We start from the raw sequence: 13,586 nt of genomic DNA, 5'->3' as shown, positions 1-13,586 counted from the left end.
TTCTCCCATTTCAGGTCGAATGGACGACGTTTTTGGTTATATCGCGTATGGCGATAACGAGGTTTATCACTTTGGCGCACTGCTCAGCGCGCTTAAGCTTTTGCACAATTGCCCAAGCGCCAAAATAATCGTCGCAACCGACAGACCCGAACTCTTTCGTCAATACCCCGTAGGGACGATCGCTATAACCGCCGACCAGAAAGAGCTGATGTCTTTCGGCTGGCGCTATCATTTTGGTATCAAGGCGGCGTCCTTGATCGAGATTCTGAAGCACGCGGACCGCCTCATCTTCATGGACTCCGACCATTACCCTTATGTCGATCCATCCAGAGGGTTTCGCCAGATTTCTCCGACCCGTTCTTTCATGCGCAAGTGTGAGGGCGAGCATCGGCTTTACCCGGTTCTCACAGGCAAAGGCGTCAAGATCGGAGACTATACCCTGACTGGGCACGAGCCGATGTGGCAAAGCGGAATCCTTGGCATTCATAGAGCCAATGCCAGTGCATTGACGGAGGCCTATTCCGCGATGTTGGCCGTACGCGAATTGACCAACACAGACGCACCGGAGCAGTTTTGCATCGGCGTCGCGCTCTCTCGAAATGGCTTGGCTCTGAGCCGACACCGTCTTCCGGTCAGCGACTACAACACACGCGGCAAAAAGGCTTTCGCCAGTCCGCGCGTGCTGCAGTTCTTCAAGATGTACAGCGACGCTCCAATTGCCGAGCAAATAAGAAGAGCCGGCTGGTATCGCTTGTGGCGAACTCCCATGGACCTGTGGCGCCAGCGGGACAGGTGGTCGCTCTAAGTTGGCTATGAGAGCTCAGGGCAGAAGAAGAATGTCTCGCTGATCGAACACATCGCGAATATTCATTTCCTTTTCGGTTTTGCCACCGAAGACAATACATCGCCTGTAGTGGCTGGAGAGATATTCGGCCATTTCCTCAGTTTTTGCCGGTCCATACCGCCAAGGGCCGTATTCCATGAGAATGGGCACTCGAAGCCGCACCAGTTCAGCCATGGATTTCAGCGCTTCGGGCTCGGCGCCTTCGATATCCATCCATACCAGGCCAACATCCTCAAGGTTGACCTCGGCATCAGCCAGGATGCCGTCCACGCGACGAAGCTGCACCCGAATCGATCGTGAATGGCCATTTGGCTTAACTACGCTGCTCGCGCCAAAATTGTCATCGCCGAAATAGAGATCGATAGAGCCCTCTCTGTCGCCAGCGGCGCATTCAAAGACAGTCACCAGGCTCGAAAGCTCATTGAGCGATAAATTGTGCTTCAGTAGCTTGAGGTTACGTGGATCCGGCTCCACCGAGACTGCTCGATCGAACTTGCCGCTGCGCATTAAATAAACGGTGTGCGTGCCTATATTCGCGCCGAGTTCCAGCAACACCCTTCCCTTCGGAACGCCGACAAGGTCAAGAACCCGATTGGCCAAATCGCGTTGGTAGTGCCCCTTCCGGAACAGGTCCTTGCCGATGGTTTCTCGAGGCGAGAATGTTAGAATGTGATCGTCAAACTGTTTCGTAACGAGAATGACGTCGTCCTTGAGAGCCAGCAGGCTGATAGTCTGAAACCAGTCGAAAGATCTGAGTTTTGCGAACAAACTGTCGCGCAGATGACGGATCGCTTCTTCCACTGGCACGAAAATCTTCATGCAGCCGCTTATGGCTGCAATTTCCCCGTTTGCAAGCGTTCAAGCGAAGCGGCTGTGCTTCAAGCCGTCACTAAGGCCGGGGCATGAAGGGATTTGAAGGACGGACTTCCCTTCCACTTGGCGTCAAGTTATGCACGCCAAATGGGCCTGAAGATTGTCGATATCATAACCAGAGCGCCGGCAGTCATCGCGGCGAAGGAAGCCAGAAATGGCTTAGTGTACAAGGCTTTCGAGCACAGGGGCCGAGCTGCCGGACGCAGTTTTGCAGACCGCCTGAAAGCCACTGGTGCATCGCGTGTCTGTTTTACGGTGGCGTTCAATACACCCTGGGTCATAGATGCGCTGGCCAAGGCATGGGAAATGCACCCGCCGAGAATGACCCTGGCCGTTGTCGACAATTCGACCGATCAGGCGTCGAGACAGGCAATAGAAAGCATCTGCAAACTGAGAGGCGTTCCTTATTTGGCGCTTCCGATGCGGGTGGAAAAACATCTGTCCAGATCGCACGGAACCGCGATAAGCTGGACTTATCATAACATCATACGGCACTTGGAGCCTGAGTTATTCGGCTTCATTGATCATGACTGTTTTCCGGTAATGCCGTTTGACATTCCGGCCAAGATGGAAGGCAAGGCTGTCTACGGCAAGCTGTTCCTTCCAGGTCGAAATCATATCCACGAGCCGAGGCCGACCGATCGACACTGGAATCTATGGGCAGGCTTCTGCTTCTATCGCTTCTCCGCCACGGCGGGACGAAAACTGAATTTCGAACCCCGCTTGAAGATGGGGCTTGATACTGGCGGCGCAAACTGGAACGTCCTTTACTCGCATTTGGACAGGACAAGTGACGTCGCGGTAGCCATCGCTCGGGAAAATCCGATGACGATGGCGGGCGCGGTCGGACACCATGAGATCATCGAGGAAGCATTCTTCCATGTTGCCGGCGTATCCTACCCTGACCGTCCCAGTTATCACCGCAGAACAACCGAGCATCGAAAGCTGATCCGCGACTACGTCTGGAACACATATCTTGGTGGCGCGAGCGGCAGGGTAGCCGAAGACTTTTAAGCGCTGACCAGATCTTCGGGCTTGTCCGCCCGAAAACGCAAGCCAAGCGACACGTCCATGAGTCGGTCCCGCAGAAATACCCCGATCGTCGGCATGACCACAGCCGACAGCGACAAGGCATTCAAGCAAGCCGAGCATCGGCGCGAGCGGCGGGCTGTGAAGGTGCGGCTCGAGTTTGACGAGGAACCGTTGCCCACCAAGGCCTTCGGCAATCCGTGGGCCAGTGAGAAAGACGGCAAGCAATGGCTGACCGAGCCCTCTCCTAAGCTGATGCGGAAGTAAGTCCGCGCAAAACGGCGCCAAAAATGGCGATCCCGGCAGGATTCGAACCTGCGACCATCGGCTTAGAAGGCCGGTGCTCTATCCAGCTGAGCTACGGGACCGTCGGCCGGCCGGGCCGGCTGAGGCGGGTTACGCCAGGCGACGCAAGACCGGGAGTCAGTGCGTCCAGGGCGTCCTGCGGTCATAGCGGAAATTGTCCGAATAGGAAATCTGCCGGCGCTTGGCTTCCTTCGGCTCTTCCACGCGATAGGCGATCTTTTGCTTCTCGGCATAAGCCACAGCCTCTTCCTTCGTCTCGAAGGTGAGCTTCACCTGGCTCAGCATGTCGCCCGAGGTGGTGTAGCCCATCAGCGGATCGATCTTCTTGCGCTGGGCGGGGTCGAATTCCAACACCCAATGTCCTGTCTTGGCCTTGCCGGACTGCATCGCGGTTTTGGCTGGACTGAAAATACGCGCGGACATGACCACCTCTTTGCCGCCCGAAGACCGGGCACCTTTGTTCGGCGCAATATCCGAGACCCTGCAGGATGCCTGAAATCTCGCGCCAATCCGTCATTACTGTGCAATGGCCGCGGCGGCAAGGCCGCAAGCGGCCAGGGGCCCGCCATGACGTAGGGAACCTCACTGGGCTGGCGACATTATCGAAAGGTCGGGCGGCCGGCCCGAGCCGGTCCTACCCTGTGAGGCAAATCAGAACCGGACGTTTCGCCATGACCAATGCAACCGAACACGCCGTCCTGCAGCTTGCTGTCCTTGTCGGCAGCCTGCGCGCCCAGTCCTTCAGCCGCAAGATCGCCAAGGCGCTCGCCGCCCGCGCGCCGGATTCGGTGCGCTGCCGCTTCATCGAGATCGGCGACCTGCCGCTTTACAACGAAGATCTGGATGGCGACAGCCCGCCTGCGGCGTGGTCGGCTTTTCGTGCGGCGATACGCGAATGCGACGCGGTGCTGTTCGTCACCCCGGAATATAACCGCTCGATCCCGGGCTGCCTGAAAAACGCGCTCGATGTCGGCTCGCGTCCGCCGGGCAAGAGCGTGTTCAAGGACCTGCCCGCCGGAGTCGTCAGCGTCAGCCCGAGCAAGATCGGCGCCTTCGGCTCCAACCAGGCGCTTCGGCAGACCTTCGTCTTCCTCGACATGCCCGTGATGCAGCAGCCGGAGGCCTATATCGGCAATGTCGCGGAGCTGCTCGACGATAAGGGCGCCGTCACCAATGCCGACACCGCCGCCTTCCTCGAGAATTTCATGGCCGGCCTGGAAAGCTGGATCAGGAGGGTGCACCCCGGCGGCTCGTCCTTCGATGCCTTCATGAAGCAGCGCGAGAAGATCGCCGAGGACTATGTCAATGGCGATGCCACCTCGCTGAAGGCGATCGTCACCCACGCCGGACCGGCGACGTTTTTCTCGCCGCGCGGCGACCATCTCGAAGGCGCCGAAGCGGTCGCCGGCCGCTACGAACGCGACGCTGCAAGCTTCCACAAGGGCGGCAACACCGACCTTGAGGTGCTGCAGGCTTCGGCAAGCGGCGATTTGGCCTTCTGGAGCGGCTTGCAGCACGCCAAGGCGCGCATCGGCAAGAACGGCGAGGCGACCGAGATGACCCTGCGGGTGACGGAAGTGTTCCGGCTGGAGGATGGCGCGTTCAAGCTGGTGCATCGCCACGCCGACCCGGCTCATTAGCCGGCGCTTGTAAAAATCCGCGACACAATGCCGGACGTCTCGCAACATCCGCCTATTCCTTTTGGCACGTGAGCGGCATATGTCAGATACATGGCCGTGCCAGTTGAAGGCATGATGGCGACGATAAAGACACCAATGGACGCGGAAGCGAAAGTCTTGCCGTCGGGGGTCGGCGAACCAGCGATACTGGAAGGCGCGATGGTCATCGGCGCGGGCGCCGCCGGGCTTGCCGCCGCTTATGCGCTGGCCAAGGCCGATGTGACGGTGCAGGTCCTGGAACGCGAGCAACGGCTGGCCGAGCCCTGGCATCGCCGCCACGACAACCTGCACCTCAACACGCATCGCGACCTTTCCTCGCTGCCGGGCGTATCCTTTCCGGCAGGAACGCCGGCCTTCCCGCACCGCAGCGCCGTCATCGGCCATCTCAACGATTTCGCCGAGAGGCACCGGCTGCCGATAGCCTTCGGCGTCAAGGTCGATGAGATCGAATTTCGTGGCGACCGCTGGCTGCTGCGGACAAGCGCGGGCTTGAAGGCGGCGCGCTATGTGGTGATCGCCACCGGGCGCGACCGGCAACCCTTCATCCCGGCCTGGAAAGGCATGGAGGATTTTTCGGGATCGATCATCCACTCGGCCGATTTCGGCAGGGCGAGCGATTATGCCGGCAAGACGGTGCTGGTGATCGGCGCCGGCAATTCCGGCTTCGACGCGCTCAATCATCTTTCCCGCGTCGAGACGGGCCAGATGTGGCTTTCGGCGCGCAACGGACCTTCGCTGCTGCCCAAGCGTATCGGCAAGATCGCCGTGCACCGCATATCGCCGCTCATGGCCAGCCTTCCGACAAGGCTCGCGGACGCGGTGATGGCGGCAACGCAGCGCCTGGTGTTCGGCGACCTTACCAAACACGGCCTGCCCCCCGCCCCGGCGGGCGGCGCAAGCCGGCTCGGCTCCGACTATACGGCGATCGCCGCCGACGACGGCGCGGTCGACGCCATCAAGGCCGGGCGCATCATCGTGCTGCCGCAACTGCGAGAATTCAGGCGCGACGGCGTCGTGCTGGACAATGGCCAGACAATCGCGCCCGACATCGTCATTGCCGCCACCGGCTACCGCACGGGGCTGGAGACGATGCTGGGCCGGCTCGGCGTGCTCGACGCCAAGGGCGTGCCGTTGTTCAACGGCGCCGCGAACGACCCGAAGCTGCCCGGACTCTGGTTCACCGGCATGCGGCCGAGCATTCGCGGCTGCTTTGCCAATGCAAGGATCCAGGGCGCTGCGATCGCCAGGAAGATCGCCGGCCAGCAACGCTGAGCCGAACGGGTCGCTTTTTGACCTCCGTTTTTGTGTTGCCTTCCGGGCGTGCGCCCCCTATACGCCGCGGGACGTCGGAGTGTAGCGCAGCCTGGTAGCGCACCTGATTTGGGATCAGGGGGTCGCGTGTTCGAATCACGCCACTCCGACCATTATTTCCTTCCCGGAAAGAACCAAGCCGGTCCCGCCCCGGCATCTGGCCAGAGGGGGCTCTCATTTGGCAGCCGTGGTCGTGGCGATCCTCGACAGGGACAATTGGGACGCCAACACAGACATCATCGTCGTCGTGGATGGCGCCAGGCGGCGGCTGACATGGGTGCCGCGCGACTTGTGGTCTCCCCTCATAAGCGACCGCATCAACGCGGCTTTCACCATCGGTGGCGGAAGCTTGCTGCTCGATGCGCTTGCTGAACTGGGATTTGCGGCGCAGAGTGCGATCTGCCTCAGGCGTGGCGCAAGCGAAGCCGCGCTTGCCGAAGCCAGCGTCAGGGTGCCGATCCCCGCGCCACTCGATTTCTGGTATCCACTGACACCGACAAGCCGCATCGAAGACGGGCGCCAACAGGTTTCCTTCCGCCCGCCCGCCGAAACGCTAAGGGGCGCCCGTCTTCATCAGTGGATCGGCGCCCGCAGCATGGTCAACGGACAGGGAAGCGACTTCCACCGCATGCGGCGCCAGATCGTGTTCCTGCGCGCGCTCATCGCCCAGGATTTCGATTTCTGCCTTTTGCTGAAGGATCCGGAACTGGTGCGGATCAGCGGCGGCGATCCGCTCTCCCTGCTTGCCCGCGTCTCAACCAGCTGGCGCATGCGGGTGCATGACTGGGTGGACGACGCCGTCATCGACGGCAAGATGGTCCTAGTCCCGCGCAAGCCGAAGCCATGGTGGCGGCGGCAACTGCGCCGGCTACGGGACAGGCTCAAGGGAAAGCCGACCTAGCCCATTTCCGGATCGCTCAAATCGCGCCTTCGACATCCGTCTTGGAGAAATCCTCGCCGACATAGAGCAGCCGGCAAGCGCGGTCCTTCGCCACCTCATAAGCGAAGCAGTCGCCGAAGTTGAGCGCCGCGGGGTGGATGCCTTTGCCCCATCGTGCGTAAGCCTCGGCAACACGCCGAGCCGCGCCTTCCGTGACTGGCGCAATCTCGAAGCCGAGCCCGTCGAGCAGGGATTGCACTTCCTCGGCCACGCCGCGTCGTGCGGCAACAATCAGGAGCTCGGCTACGGTTCCGGCCGATATCAGAAGTTCGTCTTCCGTTTCAAGCGTAGCGATACAGGCGTCCGCCGCCGGCTCGTCGAGGACGATGGCGATCAAGGCCGAGGTATCGACCGCGATCATTCCGGCAGGCCGTCATCGCCATAGAGGAAATCCTGGCTGCGCGCCGCAGGCGGGCCGGCACTGGCTTTCGCGGCGCCGGAGGCCCGGACGGCCTGCAGCAGGCTCCGGCGGTGCTTCCGGTCCGGCGCGGACCGTACCGGGACGAGACGCACGGCCGCGTGACCGTGGCGGGTCAGGATAATCTCATCTCCAGCCTCGGCGCGCCTCACCAGTTCGGTCAGTTGCCCCTTGGCGTCTGTCACGGATATCTGCATGACAACCCTATATGGACCATGATTTGGTCCATTAAATAGACCATTTGATAGTCTAGCTCAAGGCCGCAGTTCGGAGGAACGGTAAACCCGCCGGGCGAGAACCCCAACACCTCGAGCCCGGCGAGCCTACAACCCGATCAGGAACGCGACCGGGACCGGGATCAACCGGCATTGTCTGCCTTGCAAGAGCGATGCCGGAAAGGCTGTTCCGAAATGGGACGGCTAGGCCGCTGGCTCCCACGGGTTGATCACGGAACACACCGGCTGTGGCTTGAATAATCCCTCGCTTCCAACTTTGTCGCCGGTGGAACAACCGGCCGAGCAAGAGACCGGGTGGCGTCGCGCGGTCGCGGTCCCCCAGCCTGATGTTTTTCGTCCTTGTCGCCGCCTGTTACATCGCGGCGCACAGGCGTGTATCTTCTGGCCCAGCATCTGACCGGGCTATGGGCGTAACCGCCGGGCGCTATCGGTGGCTAAATATCGAACTCGCCCTGCCCTTCGTCCATGGCGCTCACGGTCTCGGCGGCCAAGGCGCGGGTGATCGGCGTCTTGCGTTCGAGTGCGGCGCGGTCGAGGCGCTCGACGACGCGCATGGCGGTCGCGAGCGAGCGCTCGATGCGACGCACCAGATATTGCACCACATGCGGCTCGACCTCGACCTGGCGGTCGGCGAAGAGCTTGGTGATGACGCCGGCGAGCAAAAGGTCGTCCGGCTCGTGGATCTCGACCGTCGCCGCCGCCTTCAGCCGCGAGATGAGATCGGGCAGCGCGACGCGCCAGGCGGAGGGGAAACGCCGCGCCGTCAAAAGCAGCGTCGAGCCCGCGCCGCGCACGGCGTTGATCAGGTGGAACAGGCCCTGCTCGTCGATCGCCGCCTTGTCGATGTCGTCGATGAGCGCCGGCCTGCTGCCGAGCCCGGCAATGTGCTCGCCGATCCGGCCGGGATCGATGGCGACGGCATGCGTCCGATCCTGCCAGATCCGGGCGAGGTGCGTCTTGCCCGAGCCGGGCGGCCCGGCCAGCACGACCACCGGCGACGGCCAGTCCGGCCAGCGGTCGATCAGCGATGCCGCTTGCGCATTGGTGCCCGAGACGACGAGCTCGTCGCGCGAATAGCCGGTGCCGTGGCCGAGATCGAGCGGCAGCTGGCGCGGCGGGTCGGCTGACTGAGCCGTCATTTCAGCCCCGCGTCGAGCGATGGCCGCCGCCGCGGTCGGCCGGCAATTGCGGCGCGGGCAGTGTGCCGTTGCCCTTGTAAAGCGGCGATTCCAGATAACGGGCGATGGCGAAGCGCACCAGCACGGCAATCGCCGCCGAGGCCGGCACGGCAATCAAAAGGCCGACGAAGCCGAACAGCGCGCCGAAGGCAAACAGCGCGAACATCAGCCACACCGGATGCAGGCCGACGCTCTTTCCGACCAGCCGCGGCTGCAGGATGTTGCCCTCGATGAACTGGCCGACGAAGAACACGCAGGCCACGGCGACCACCATGGTCCAGTCCGGCCAGAACTGGACGAAGGCGACGCCGACGGCGAGCACCAGCCCGGTCAAAGAGCCGACATAGGGGATGAAGGAGATCAGCCCGGCGAAGAAGCCGATGAGGATGGCGAAGTTCAGGCCGGTCAGCGTCAGGCCCGTGGCATACATGGCGCCGAGCACCAGGCAAAGCGTGCCCTGCCCGCGTACGAAGCCGGCAGTGGCGGTGTTGATGTCGCGGGCAAGCGCGCGCACCGTCTCGACATGATCGCGCGGCACCCAGCCGTCGACCTCGGCCACCATGCGGTCCCAGTCGAGCAGCATGTAGAAGGCGACGACCGGGGTGACGACGAACAGGCTCACCACCGAGACCAGCGCCACGCCGGAGCTCCAGATCGAGGTGAAGACGGTGGTGAGCAGGCTGAAGCCGGAGGTGAGCAGCGAATTCAGCCCGTCGCGCAGACCGGCGGCGTTGACGCCGAAACGCTGCTCCAGCCATTTCGGGTCGAAACTGGTGATCAGCGATTGCAGGCGGGTGAGATATTCCGGCAGCTTGCGGGCGAAATCGGCCATCTGGGTGGCCAGCACCGGCACCAGGATAACCAAGGCCAGCACCACCACGACGATGAAGGCAATCAGGATCACCACGGTCGCCATCAGGCGCGAGAGGCCGAGCCGCTGCAGCCAGTCGGCGACCGGGTCGAGGAAATAGGCGAGCACCATGCCGGCGACGAAAGGCAGGAGGATGCCCGAGAAAATGTAGAGGAACAGCGCCAGCAGGACCGCCGTCGCCAGCCAGAAGAAGACCTGGCGGCGAAGCCCGCCCGAGCTGTCGTCGGCCTCAATCACCGCGGCTTCGCCGTCAGGCGCCCGTGTTGGAGCCGCCCGATTTGCCGATGCCCGACTTGATGTCGCCGGTTTGGGAGTTGCTCGTTCGGGAGCCTTCGCCATAGCCGCTCATATGCCTTAGCCAGGCCACGAGATAGGCTGCGGCCGAAGCCACGGTCAAGACCCCGGTCAGCAATATGAGTGCGGTCCGCAACGGGTCCAGGTGCACGGCAAAGGCAAGTTCGCCCAGCACAAGCGCCGCCAGCACGATCTGCGCGGCGGTGTTGGCCTTCGACACGAAGAGCGGCTTGACCTCGACCGGATGGCTCATCACGCTGGACAAGAGCACGGCGCAGACGATGAGCCCGTCGCGCGAGACCACGGTCACCACCAGCCAACGCGGCAGTTCGCCGGCAAAACCCATGACGACGAAGACCGAGACCAGCAGAAGCTTGTCGGCGATCGGATCGAGATAGGCGCCGAGGCTGGACGACTGGTTCCAGCGACGCGCGATAAAGCCATCGACGCCGTCGGAGATGCCGGCAACGAGAAATCCGGCAAAGGCCAAGTCCCAACGCGCCTGCAGCATGGCAAGCACCACCGCGGGCACGAGCAGCAGCCGCATGATCGTGATCATGTTGGGAAGGGTCACGTGAGATCCCGTCGCGATTTTTATTGGAGAATAGATGAGGGAGATACGTAAATTGGGCAAGGGAGGAGCGGCGCTGAAGCTGCCGATCTCCCCTTGCGGGGGGAGATGCCTGGCAAGTCAGAGGGGGTGCTGTCCCTGGGCATCTCGGAGTTCTTCTTTCGCCGTGTCGGCAGAACTATTGCCGACGCTGATGTTCCTTCACACCCCCTCTGTCCTGCCGGACATCTCCCCCGCAAGGGGGGAGATTGGCCGCCATCTCGGCCTTCGCCAATCGCCTGCTCACTTTCCAAGCTTTTGTCGGCAGAAACGACCGTCATCCTTGCTCCCCGAAACCATTCATGCGAAGAGCCGGCAATGGAAACGAGGACGAGCCGACGATGAGCAAGGGCGACAAGGCCGAGCGCAAAAACGGGCTCACCTACGCCGAGGCTGGCGTCGACATCGATGCCGGCAATCTGATGGTCGAGAAGATCAAGCCGCTGGTGCGCGCCACGCGCCGGCCGGGCGCCGATGGCGAGATCGGCGGCTTCGGCGGACTGTTCGACCTGAAGGCCGCCGGCTTCACCGATCCGGTGCTGGTCGCGGCCAATGACGGTGTGGGCACCAAGCTCAAGATCGCCATCGATGCCGGCAAGCACGACACGATCGGCATCGATCTCGTCGCCATGTGCGTCAACGACATCGTCGTGCAGGGCGCCGAGCCGCTGTTCTTCCTCGATTATTTCGCCACCGGCAAGCTCGACCCGGACCAGGGCGCTTCAATCGTCGGCGGCATCGCGCAAGGTTGCCGGCAGGCCGGCTGCGCGCTGATCGGCGGCGAGACCGCCGAAATGCCGGGCATGTATCACGACAAGGATTACGACCTTGCGGGCTTCGCCGTGGGCGCCGCCGAGCGCGGCCAGCTGCTGCCGACCGACGACATTGTCGAAGGCGACGTGCTGCTCGGCCTTGCCTCGTCCGGCCTGCACTCCAACGGCTTTTCGCTGGTGCGCCGGATCGTCGCCGCGAGCGGCCTTAGCTGGAGCGATGCGGCGTCATTCAACGAGGAGCTCAGCCTCGCCGAGGCGCTGCTCGAGCCAACGCGCATCTATGTGAAGTCGATCCTGAAAGCGATCCGCAACACGCATGGCATCAAGGCGCTGGCCCATATCACCGGCGGCGGTTTCCCGGAAAACATTCCGCGCGTTTTGCCCAAAGATTTTTCCGCCGAGCTCGACCTCGAAGCGATCGACGTGCCGCCGGTGTTCTCGTGGCTGGCCAAGACCGGCGGCGTCGCGCCGGAAGAGATGATGCGCACCTTCAATTGCGGCATCGGCATGATCCTCGCGGTCGCCTCCGGCCAGGCGGCGCAGGTCGCGGCGGTGCTGCAGGAAGCCGGCGAGACGGTGACGCCGATCGGCCGCATCGTGCCGCGCCGCGACGCCGGCGTCATCTATCGGGGCTCGATCGGCCTATGAGCAGGAAACGCACGGTCGTCCTGATCTCGGGACGCGGCTCCAACATGACGGCGCTGATCGCGGCCGCCGCCGATCCAATCTATCCGGCGGAAATCGTCGGCGTCATTTCCGACCGCCCCAACGCGGCCGGCCTCGGCATCGCCCAGTCGCGCGGCATCGCCACCAAGGTCATCCAGCGCGCCGACCATCCGACCAAGGATGCCTATGACGCTGCGCTCGACGCCGCGCTTGTCGGCTTCGGCGCCGACATCGTTGCCCTGGCCGGCTATATGCGGATCCTCGGCCGCGGCTTGGTCGAGAAATGGCAGGGGCGCATGGTCAACATCCACCCTGCCCTGCTGCCGGCCTTCAAGGGTCTGGACACGCATGCGCGGGCCATCCGCGCCGGTGTTCGCATCCATGGCTGCTCGGTGCATTTCGTCACGCCCGAGATGGATGACGGCCCGATCATCGCGCAGGCCGCCGTGCCGGTGATGGTCGGCGACAATGAGGACACGCTTGCCGCGCGCGTGCTGAAGGTGGAGCACCGGCTCTATCCGCTGGCGCTGGGTCTGGTCGCCGAAGGCAAGGCGCGCATGGAAAAGGGCCACACCGTGCTTGCCCATTTCGCCGACGACGCCGACAACGCCACCTCGGTGGTGATGGCGCCCGACCCGCTGCGCGAGGAGACCGACCTCGAGCAGCTGGCGCGGATCACGCCGTAGAGGCTGCAATGCCCCTGAGACAACTTCTTATCCTCCGCCACGCCAAGTCGAGTCGGGACGATCCCAAGCTTGAGGATTTCGACCGGCCGCTAGCCGCGCGCGGCTTAAAGACGGCGCCGCTGATGGGGCGGGAGCTTGCCCAGCGCGGTTGGCTGCCGGATCTGGCGCTGGTGTCGCCGGCGCTGCGCACGCGCGATACCTGGCGGCTGGTTGCGGCCGAACTCCCGAAGAACGTGCCGGCGCAATTCGCCGACGAACTCTACGAGGCGGCTGCCGGTGCGATCCTGGCGCGCGTGCGGCAGGCCAAGGCAGCGAGCCTGATAGTGATCGGCCACAATCCCGGCCTGCAGCACTTTGTGTTGCGGCTGGCCGGCCCCGGAACGGATGAGAGCGTTTTCAAGAAGATCGAAGCGAAGTTTCCGACGGCAGCTCTTGTCCGGTTCACGCTGGACAAGGATTGGGCCGATCTCGACTTCCGTGGCGCCCGACTGACGCATTTTGTTCGGCCGAAGGATTTGACGTAGCCCGAAGCCTGGCGGCCCATAAGCAAGGCGGCGGGCAAGCCCGCCGCCTTCAATATTTTCAAAGACGAGCTCAATTGCCCCAGTTGTCCGATGGCGGACCCGGCCAATCCGCAGCGCCGGTCGCGCCAGTCTTCATCTCGGTATCGACCTTCGGGGCCGGCTTGACTGTGTTGTGCTTCGGGATCGAAGCCGTGACGCTGGTGTCGGAGCCAACGGTGGCTGCCTGGTTGACGCCATCGGCGCCGTAGTGGTCGCTGCCGGCGAAGGCGGAGCCCATCGCGAGAAGCATTGCGACAGTGGTGAGAGCGATCCTGGTCATTTCGGTTTTCCTTGTCCGTTTGGTTTCGT

The 13,586-nt window shown here is 62.9% G+C and carries 17 protein-coding genes, 2 tRNA genes and 1 pseudogene; 11 read left to right on the top strand and 9 right to left on the bottom strand.

Going from position 1 to position 13,586, the window contains the following annotated elements:
- Positions 1-19 precede the first annotated feature (19 nt).
- A complete protein-coding gene (locus LB538_RS16610; RefSeq protein WP_224524863.1) occupies positions 20-805 on the top strand; it encodes a hypothetical protein in 786 nt (261 codons plus the stop codon).
- Positions 806-820: 15 nt separating this feature from the next.
- Here LB538_RS16610 and LB538_RS16605 read toward each other — a convergent pair whose 3' ends face one another.
- Positions 821-1,663: an FkbM family methyltransferase gene (locus LB538_RS16605; RefSeq protein WP_224524866.1), complete on the bottom strand. Its 843-nt coding sequence runs from the start codon at positions 1,661-1,663 to the stop codon at positions 821-823.
- A 141-nt stretch (positions 1,664-1,804) separates the two neighbouring features.
- On the opposite strand from LB538_RS16605, the gene LB538_RS16600 reads away from it, so the two are divergent.
- Together LB538_RS16600 and LB538_RS16595 are read left to right on the top strand one after the other, a co-directional pair.
- Complete coding sequence (locus LB538_RS16600) at positions 1,805-2,731, top strand: hypothetical protein (RefSeq protein ID WP_224524869.1); 927 nt, start codon at positions 1,805-1,807, stop codon at positions 2,729-2,731.
- 93 nt (positions 2,732-2,824) lie between these two features.
- Positions 2,825-3,013, top strand: coding sequence for a hypothetical protein (locus tag LB538_RS16595; RefSeq protein WP_095816414.1), 189 nt, complete (start codon positions 2,825-2,827; stop codon positions 3,011-3,013).
- A gap of 24 nt (positions 3,014-3,037) precedes the next feature.
- Here the strand turns inward: LB538_RS16595 and LB538_RS16590 are convergent.
- Together LB538_RS16590 and LB538_RS16585 are read right to left on the bottom strand one after the other, a co-directional pair.
- Positions 3,038-3,114: transfer RNA gene (locus tag LB538_RS16590), tRNA-Arg, on the bottom strand.
- A 55-nt stretch (positions 3,115-3,169) separates the two neighbouring features.
- The gene (locus LB538_RS16585) at positions 3,170-3,475 is read right to left on the bottom strand and encodes an ETC complex I subunit (protein WP_095767098.1); all 306 of its coding nucleotides are present in this window, start codon (positions 3,473-3,475) and stop codon (positions 3,170-3,172) included.
- A 248-nt stretch (positions 3,476-3,723) separates the two neighbouring features.
- Between LB538_RS16585 and LB538_RS29350 the strand changes: the two are divergent.
- From LB538_RS29350 to LB538_RS16560, 5 genes and pseudogenes are all read left to right on the top strand, one after another.
- Positions 3,724-4,284, top strand: a pseudogene (locus tag LB538_RS29350) (NADPH-dependent FMN reductase); the annotation flags it as partial.
- Positions 4,258-4,692 (top strand): nuclear transport factor 2 family protein, encoded by a 435-nt coding sequence (locus LB538_RS29345; RefSeq protein ID WP_176477007.1) that lies wholly within the window; start codon positions 4,258-4,260, stop codon positions 4,690-4,692. The pseudogene LB538_RS29350 and the gene LB538_RS29345, both read left to right, overlap by 27 nt.
- A gap of 135 nt (positions 4,693-4,827) precedes the next feature.
- Positions 4,828-6,003, top strand: coding sequence for a flavin-containing monooxygenase (locus LB538_RS16570; protein ID WP_224525198.1), 1,176 nt, complete (start codon positions 4,828-4,830; stop codon positions 6,001-6,003).
- A gap of 75 nt (positions 6,004-6,078) precedes the next feature.
- Positions 6,079-6,155: transfer RNA gene (locus LB538_RS16565), tRNA-Pro, on the top strand.
- A gap of 65 nt (positions 6,156-6,220) precedes the next feature.
- Positions 6,221-6,943 (top strand): hypothetical protein, encoded by a 723-nt coding sequence (locus tag LB538_RS16560; protein WP_141245331.1) that lies wholly within the window; start codon positions 6,221-6,223, stop codon positions 6,941-6,943.
- 16 nt (positions 6,944-6,959) lie between these two features.
- Here the strand turns inward: LB538_RS16560 and LB538_RS16555 are convergent, their stop codons facing one another.
- From LB538_RS16555 to LB538_RS16535, 5 genes are all read right to left on the bottom strand, one after another.
- Positions 6,960-7,343, bottom strand: a complete 384-nt coding sequence (locus LB538_RS16555; protein WP_140846093.1) for a type II toxin-antitoxin system VapC family toxin — start codon at positions 7,341-7,343, stop codon at positions 6,960-6,962.
- Positions 7,340-7,597, bottom strand: coding sequence for a type II toxin-antitoxin system Phd/YefM family antitoxin (locus LB538_RS16550; RefSeq protein ID WP_140846092.1), 258 nt, complete (start codon positions 7,595-7,597; stop codon positions 7,340-7,342). The genes LB538_RS16555 and LB538_RS16550 overlap by 4 nt, the downstream gene beginning before the upstream one ends.
- A 473-nt stretch (positions 7,598-8,070) precedes the next feature.
- A complete protein-coding gene (gene hdaA, locus LB538_RS16545; RefSeq protein WP_224524871.1) occupies positions 8,071-8,775 on the bottom strand; it encodes a DnaA regulatory inactivator HdaA in 705 nt (234 codons plus the stop codon).
- 1 nt (position 8,776) lies between these two features.
- Complete coding sequence (locus LB538_RS16540) at positions 8,777-10,024, bottom strand: AI-2E family transporter (RefSeq protein ID WP_411909027.1); 1,248 nt, start codon at positions 10,022-10,024, stop codon at positions 8,777-8,779.
- Positions 9,936-10,553, bottom strand: a complete 618-nt coding sequence (locus LB538_RS16535; protein WP_224524874.1) for a CDP-alcohol phosphatidyltransferase family protein — start codon at positions 10,551-10,553, stop codon at positions 9,936-9,938. The genes LB538_RS16540 and LB538_RS16535 overlap by 89 nt, the downstream gene beginning before the upstream one ends.
- A 377-nt stretch (positions 10,554-10,930) precedes the next feature.
- Here LB538_RS16535 and purM point away from each other — a divergent pair, with 377 nt between their 5' ends.
- Genes purM through LB538_RS16520 form a run of 3 tightly spaced genes read left to right on the top strand, consistent with a single transcriptional unit; the run spans position 10,931 to position 13,238 of the window.
- Entirely contained in the window at positions 10,931-12,010 is a 1,080-nt protein-coding gene (purM, locus tag LB538_RS16530) for a phosphoribosylformylglycinamidine cyclo-ligase (RefSeq protein WP_224524875.1), read from the top strand.
- Complete coding sequence (gene purN, locus LB538_RS16525; RefSeq protein ID WP_224524876.1) at positions 12,007-12,714, top strand: phosphoribosylglycinamide formyltransferase; 708 nt, start codon at positions 12,007-12,009, stop codon at positions 12,712-12,714. The genes purM and purN overlap by 4 nt, the downstream gene beginning before the upstream one ends.
- An 8-nt stretch (positions 12,715-12,722) precedes the next feature.
- Complete coding sequence (locus LB538_RS16520) at positions 12,723-13,238, top strand: SixA phosphatase family protein (RefSeq protein WP_140846086.1); 516 nt, start codon at positions 12,723-12,725, stop codon at positions 13,236-13,238.
- 70 nt (positions 13,239-13,308) lie between these two features.
- Here LB538_RS16520 and LB538_RS16515 read toward each other — a convergent pair whose 3' ends face one another.
- Complete coding sequence (locus tag LB538_RS16515; protein ID WP_140846085.1) at positions 13,309-13,557, bottom strand: DUF680 domain-containing protein; 249 nt, start codon at positions 13,555-13,557, stop codon at positions 13,309-13,311.
- Positions 13,558-13,586 lie beyond the last annotated feature (29 nt).

This window comes from Mesorhizobium sp. Ca11 (assembly GCF_020165275.1).
Classification (GTDB): domain Bacteria; phylum Pseudomonadota; class Alphaproteobacteria; order Rhizobiales; family Rhizobiaceae; genus Mesorhizobium.
This window is presented reverse-complemented; position numbering and strand designations above follow the sequence as displayed.

Excerpts from the sequence above, each read along its gene's own strand:
- LB538_RS16610 (WP_224524863.1), top strand. The coding sequence starts at position 20 with ATGGACGACGTTTTTGGTTATATCGCGTATGGCGATAACGAGGTTTAT.
- LB538_RS16605 (WP_224524866.1), bottom strand. The coding sequence starts at position 1,663 with ATGAAGATTTTCGTGCCAGTGGAAGAAGCGATCCGTCATCTGCGCGAC.
- LB538_RS16600 (WP_224524869.1), top strand. The coding sequence starts at position 1,805 with ATGGGCCTGAAGATTGTCGATATCATAACCAGAGCGCCGGCAGTCATC.
- LB538_RS16595 (WP_095816414.1), top strand. The coding sequence starts at position 2,825 with ATGACCACAGCCGACAGCGACAAGGCATTCAAGCAAGCCGAGCATCGG.
- LB538_RS16585 (WP_095767098.1), bottom strand. The coding sequence starts at position 3,475 with ATGTCCGCGCGTATTTTCAGTCCAGCCAAAACCGCGATGCAGTCCGGC.
- LB538_RS29345 (WP_176477007.1), top strand. The coding sequence starts at position 4,258 with ATGGCCGGCCTGGAAAGCTGGATCAGGAGGGTGCACCCCGGCGGCTCG.
- LB538_RS16570 (WP_224525198.1), top strand. The coding sequence starts at position 4,828 with ATGGACGCGGAAGCGAAAGTCTTGCCGTCGGGGGTCGGCGAACCAGCG.
- LB538_RS16555 (WP_140846093.1), bottom strand. The coding sequence starts at position 7,343 with ATGATCGCGGTCGATACCTCGGCCTTGATCGCCATCGTCCTCGACGAG.
- LB538_RS16550 (WP_140846092.1), bottom strand. The coding sequence starts at position 7,597 with ATGCAGATATCCGTGACAGACGCCAAGGGGCAACTGACCGAACTGGTG.
- hdaA (WP_224524871.1), bottom strand. The coding sequence starts at position 8,775 with ATGACGGCTCAGTCAGCCGACCCGCCGCGCCAGCTGCCGCTCGATCTC.
- LB538_RS16540 (WP_411909027.1), bottom strand. The coding sequence starts at position 10,024 with ATGGCGAAGGCTCCCGAACGAGCAACTCCCAAACCGGCGACATCAAGT.
- purM (WP_224524875.1), top strand. The coding sequence starts at position 10,931 with ATGAGCAAGGGCGACAAGGCCGAGCGCAAAAACGGGCTCACCTACGCC.
- purN (WP_224524876.1), top strand. The coding sequence starts at position 12,007 with ATGAGCAGGAAACGCACGGTCGTCCTGATCTCGGGACGCGGCTCCAAC.
- LB538_RS16520 (WP_140846086.1), top strand. The coding sequence starts at position 12,723 with ATGCCCCTGAGACAACTTCTTATCCTCCGCCACGCCAAGTCGAGTCGG.
- LB538_RS16515 (WP_140846085.1), bottom strand. The coding sequence starts at position 13,557 with ATGACCAGGATCGCTCTCACCACTGTCGCAATGCTTCTCGCGATGGGC.